General features: G+C 66.3%; 7 protein-coding genes. 2 read left to right on the top strand and 5 right to left on the bottom strand.

Going from position 1 to position 4,295, the window contains the following annotated elements; translation table 11 throughout:
- Nucleotides 1-424 (top strand): ABC transporter permease (locus tag AAC997_RS17925; RefSeq protein WP_340647068.1); only part of this gene is annotated, 424 nt, incomplete at its 5' end.
- Nucleotides 425-477: 53 nt separating this feature from the next.
- Complete coding sequence (locus tag AAC997_RS17920) at nucleotides 478-879, top strand: GxxExxY protein (protein ID WP_340647067.1); 402 nt, start codon at nucleotides 478-480, stop codon at nucleotides 877-879.
- Between the two features lie 79 nt (nucleotides 880-958).
- On the opposite strand, the gene AAC997_RS17915 is transcribed toward AAC997_RS17920, so the two are convergent.
- From AAC997_RS17915 to AAC997_RS17895, 5 genes are all read right to left on the bottom strand, one after another.
- Nucleotides 959-1,231, bottom strand: coding sequence for an HPr family phosphocarrier protein (locus tag AAC997_RS17915; protein ID WP_340647066.1), 273 nt, complete (start codon nucleotides 1,229-1,231; stop codon nucleotides 959-961).
- Entirely contained in the window at nucleotides 1,228-1,632 is a 405-nt protein-coding gene (locus AAC997_RS17910; RefSeq protein ID WP_340647065.1) for a PTS sugar transporter subunit IIA, read from the bottom strand. The genes AAC997_RS17915 and AAC997_RS17910 overlap by 4 nt, the downstream gene beginning before the upstream one ends.
- Nucleotides 1,633-1,705: 73 nt before the next feature.
- Complete coding sequence (locus AAC997_RS17905) at nucleotides 1,706-2,128, bottom strand: HPr kinase/phosphorylase (RefSeq protein ID WP_340647064.1); 423 nt, start codon at nucleotides 2,126-2,128, stop codon at nucleotides 1,706-1,708.
- Entirely contained in the window at nucleotides 2,125-3,726 is a 1,602-nt protein-coding gene (locus AAC997_RS17900; RefSeq protein WP_340647063.1) for a stimulus-sensing domain-containing protein, read from the bottom strand. The genes AAC997_RS17905 and AAC997_RS17900 overlap by 4 nt, the downstream gene beginning before the upstream one ends.
- The coding region (locus AAC997_RS17895) for a response regulator transcription factor (RefSeq protein ID WP_340647062.1) at nucleotides 3,695-4,295 on the bottom strand (601 nt) is incomplete at its 5' end. The genes AAC997_RS17895 and AAC997_RS17900, both read right to left, overlap by 32 nt.

The following is a 4,295-nucleotide window of genomic DNA, read 5'->3' as shown; positions in this document are numbered from 1 at the left end:
GGCGCTGATGATCGGGCTGATCATCCTCGCCACCTCGTTCTTCTTCGTCGACATCACGATCCAGCACCCGGTCTGGATGTTCGCCTTCCTGGTGATCACCTGCCTGTCGTTTTCGCTGTTCGGGTTCATCATCGGCATCTGGGCGAAGAATTTCGAGCAGTTGCAGATGGTGCCGATGCTGGTGGTGACGCCGCTCGTGTTCCTCGGCGGGTCGTTCTACTCGATCGACATGCTGCCGGGCGTCTGGCAAACCGTCGCGCTCTTCAACCCGGTGGTCTATCTGGTCTCGGGATTCCGCTGGGCCTTCTACGACAAGTCAGACGTCGGGGTCGGGATCAGTTTGGCGGCCACCTTCGGCTTCATGCTGCTGTGTCTGGCGGCCATCACCTGGATCTTCAAGACCGGGTACAAGCTGAAGACGTAGTCTCAAGGTCGCGCTAGCTTGGCCGTCTCAGTGCGCGCGGCCATGGCGAAAAGATGGACCACGAACCTCACGAACCCCACGAACGGGTGCTCTATCCGGATGAGGTGTTTGCGATCCAGGGCGCGATCTTCGATGTGAATCGCGAGATGGGCGCGGGGTTTCTTGAGGCTGTCTATCAGGAGTGTCTCGCGCTCGAATTCACGGCGCGCGGCATCCCCTTCGTCGCGTCTCCGCCCCTGGAGCTGACCTACAAGGGCACGACCCCGCGCCAAGCGTACGTGCCCGACTTCGTCTGCTATGGCCGCATCATCATTGAATTGAAGGCCACGAAGGACCTGGTCCCGGAGCATCGAGCCCAGGTGATCAACTATCTCAACGCCGCCGGCATGAGGCTCGGCCTGCTGGTCAACTTTGGATGCACGCCAAAGGCGCGCATCGAGCGGCTCATTCTCTGACTCAATGTTCGTGTCGTTCGTGAGGTTCGTGGTCAATCTTCTTGCAGCCGCCGCGGCAAGCGCGGCCTCGCAGATGACCCTACTCGTCCTCGTCGAAGCGGTTGGCCACCAGCTGTTCCAGGGCGTCCAGCGCCGCCTGCGCCTCTGCGCCCTCGGCCTGGATCTCGATGGAGGCGCCGGGGCCGGCGGCCAGCATCATCAGGCCCATGATCGAGCGGGCGTCGACGGTCGAACCGTCCTTGGAGACCGTCACCTCGGCGTCGAAGGTCGAGGCCATCTTGACGAACTTGGCCGAGGCCCGCGCGTGCAGGCCCCGCTTATTGACGATTTCGACCGAGCGGCTCGCGGTCATTTCTCGCCGGCCAGCACGTAGGAGGCGACGGAGATGTACTTGCGGCCGGCCTCCTGGGCGTGGGCCACACAGTCCTGCAGCGGCAGCTTTGTGCGGACGCTGGCCAGCTTGATCAGCATCGGCAGGTTCAGGCCCGCGATCACCTCGGCCTTGGTCTGCTCCATGACGGAGATCGCCAGGTTGGAGGGCGTGCCCCCGAACATGTCGGTGAGCAGGATGACCCCGTCGCCGGTGTCCACGCGTCCGCAGGCCGACAGGATATCCTGGCGGCGCTTTTCCATGTCGTCCTCAGGCCCGATGCAGATGGAAGCGACCGCGGTTTGCGGGCCCACCACATGCTCCATGGCGAAGACGAATTCCTCGGCCAAGCGCCCGTGTGTAACGATCACGAGGCCGATCATGCCAACTCTCTCAACGGGAATCCCCACCCGGCCGCGGCGAAACGCCGGCCGCGAGGCCGCCTAGATACGCTCCTTATTGGCCACGTCCAAGGTGTCGTAACGCGCGACTCAGTTTCGCAGGGGCCGAAGACTCAAGCAGCGCGAGAGTGATGAGGGGCAGCCTCAACCCGAAGTCGTCGATGAAGGCCGGTTCCGGGATGCGGTCCGGGATTCCGGCGCGGACGCAAAGGTTGACCCGGCACCAGGTCAGTGCGGACTCGGCCAGCACGTCCAGGCCCCGCACCTCGATCCGGCCCGACAGGGTTTCCGGAGCGCGGCCATAGAGGCGGCCGGCCGAAGTCCAAAGCTCCACGCGGTCGTCGGCCACCAGCGCGAAGCCGATATCCAGGCAGCGGACCGCCAGGTCGCTCTTGCCGGAGCCGGAAGCCCCCAGGACCAGGGCGCCGCGCCAGCCACCGTCGATGAAGGCCGCGATCAATCCGGCGTGATGAATCACCTTCGCGCTTCCGGCAGGACAACGGTGAAGCGCGCGCCGGCGACAGCGCCGTCTGCTCCAGCGCGGTTTTCCGCGTGGATGGTCCCCCCCTGGGCGGCGACGATCTGGCGGGCGATGGAGAGGCCGAGACCTGAATTGCCGCCGAAGGCCGCGCCCTTGGGCCGGGATGTGTAGAACCGCTCGAACACGGTTTCCAGGTTGTCGGGCGGGATGCCTGGACCATCGTCCTCCACGGCGATGGTGGCCTCGCCCTTGTTGCGTTCCAGGCTGACCCTGACCTCGCCGCCCGACGGACTGAAGGAGCGGGCGTTGTCCACCAGGTTGCGGAACACCTGGCCAAGGGGGCCTTCGCGGCCGGAGACCATGATCGGCTCCAGCACCTCGGCCGGGGTATAGGCGACGGTGGGTTCGCCTGGCTTGGTGGTGTCCTGATAGAGCTGCACCACCTCGCCGATCAGGTGGCCCAGGTCGAAGGCCTTGGGGTCTTCCCGCGAGAGTTCGGCGTCCAGCCGTGAGGCGTTGGAAATGTCTGTGACCAGCCGGTCCAGGCGGGTGACGTCCTGCTGCAGGATGTTCATCAGCCGCGCCTGGGCTACGGGATCCTTCACCAGTTCCAGAGTTTCCACCGCCGAACGCAGGGAGGTGAGCGGGTTCTTGATTTCGTGGGCCACGTCGGCGGCGAACCGCTCGATGGCGTCCATCCGCTCGCTCAGCACGTGGGTCATGTCCTGCAGGGATCGGGTCAGGTCCCCCAGTTCGTCGTCGCGCTTGGCGATGTCGGGCAGGGAGATGGAGCGCGCCCGGCTCAGTCGCACCCGGTCGGCGGCCCGCGCCAGGCGGCGAACCGGCTGGGCGATCAGGTTGTTGAGCAGCAGGGAGGAGGCAAGCGTCACCCCGATGGCGATCAGGATGAACGGGATCAGGGCCACCCGCTCGCGGGCGATGATCTCGTCCACATCGCTGGCCTCAAGGGTCAGGACCCCCAGCACCGCCTGGACGTGCTGGATGGGGATGGAGACCGAAACCACCCGCTCCCCGTCGTCGCCGGCGCGCATCCCCGACCAATGCTTGCCGTCCAGGGCCTGGGCGACCTCGAAGGCCAGCGCCTTCTTCACGCCCGGCTGCGGGGCCGGGGGTTTGCGCGGTTGGTTGAGCTGCAGGGAGAAGCCCGGCGCGTCGTCGCGGGCCCGGGCGGGCGGCAGGACCTTCCACTCCACCCGGTCGGCCACCCAGTAGCTGTCGGCGATCAGCCGGCCCTTGCTGTCGAACAGCCGCGCTCGCTGGGTGCGGGGGTTCGACAGCAGCTGCAGGATCTGGCTGGCATAGGCGCCGTCCATGGCCGGCAGGGGTTCGCCCACCGTGGCCGCCTGGTCGATGATGGTGGCCATCAGCTCACCCTGGGTGGTCAGGCTGTCGATCCGGGCGTTCACCAGCCCGCGCCGCAGTTCGTTGAGCACCAGGGCCCCGGAGATCAGGATCGTCAGGCCCAGCAGGTTGAGCACGATGATGAGCCGCCCCAGGCGCGAGCCTGGCAGCCAGCTGAACCATGAGGACAGCCGTCCCGGGTCAGGTCTCGCGGTATCGGTATCCGACGCCATAAAGGGTCTCGATGCCGTCGAACTCAGGGTCGACCTCGCGGAACTTCTTCCGCATGCGCTTGATGTGGCTATCGATGGTCCGGTCGTCGACATAGACCTGATCGTCGTAGGCGGCGTCCATCAGGTTGTCGCGGCTCTTCACGAAGCCGGGCCGCTGGGCGAGGGACTGCAGCAGCAGGAACTCGGTCACCGTCAGCTTCACCGGCTTGCCTTCCCACAGGCAGTCGTGACGGGCGGGGTCCAGGGTCAGCTTGCCGCGCTTCAGCGCGCGCGCGCTGGCGTCGCCGGGAACCGCGAGGGCCTCCTCGGCGTCGGCGCCGGCCCGGCGCAGCACCGCCTTCACCCGCTCGATCAGCAGGCGCTGGCTGAAGGGCTTGTGCATGTAGTCGTCGGCGCCGAGGTTGAAGCCGAGGATCTCGTCGATCTCCTCGTCCTTGGACGTCAGGATACTCACCGGCAGGTCCGATGTCCGGCGCAGGCGGCGCAGCACCTCCATGCCGTCCATGCGGGGCATCTTCACGTCGAGGATGGCGAGGTCCGGCGGATCGTTTTCCAGCGCAGCGAGACCC

It is taken from the genome of Phenylobacterium sp. (genome assembly GCF_037968635.1).
In the GTDB taxonomy this organism is placed as follows: Bacteria; Pseudomonadota; Alphaproteobacteria; order Caulobacterales; family Caulobacteraceae; genus Phenylobacterium.
The sequence above is the reverse complement of the archived record's forward strand: the minus strand, read 5'-3'. Positions and strand labels throughout refer to the sequence as shown.

Coding starts and splice junctions, on each gene's coding strand:
- AAC997_RS17920 (WP_340647067.1), top strand. CDS start 478: ATGGACCACGAACCTCACGAACCCCACGAACGGGTGCTCTATCCGGAT.
- AAC997_RS17915 (WP_340647066.1), bottom strand. CDS start 1,231: ATGACCGCGAGCCGCTCGGTCGAAATCGTCAATAAGCGGGGCCTGCAC.
- AAC997_RS17910 (WP_340647065.1), bottom strand. CDS start 1,632: ATGATCGGCCTCGTGATCGTTACACACGGGCGCTTGGCCGAGGAATTC.
- AAC997_RS17900 (WP_340647063.1), bottom strand. CDS start 3,726: ATGGCGTCGGATACCGATACCGCGAGACCTGACCCGGGACGGCTGTCC.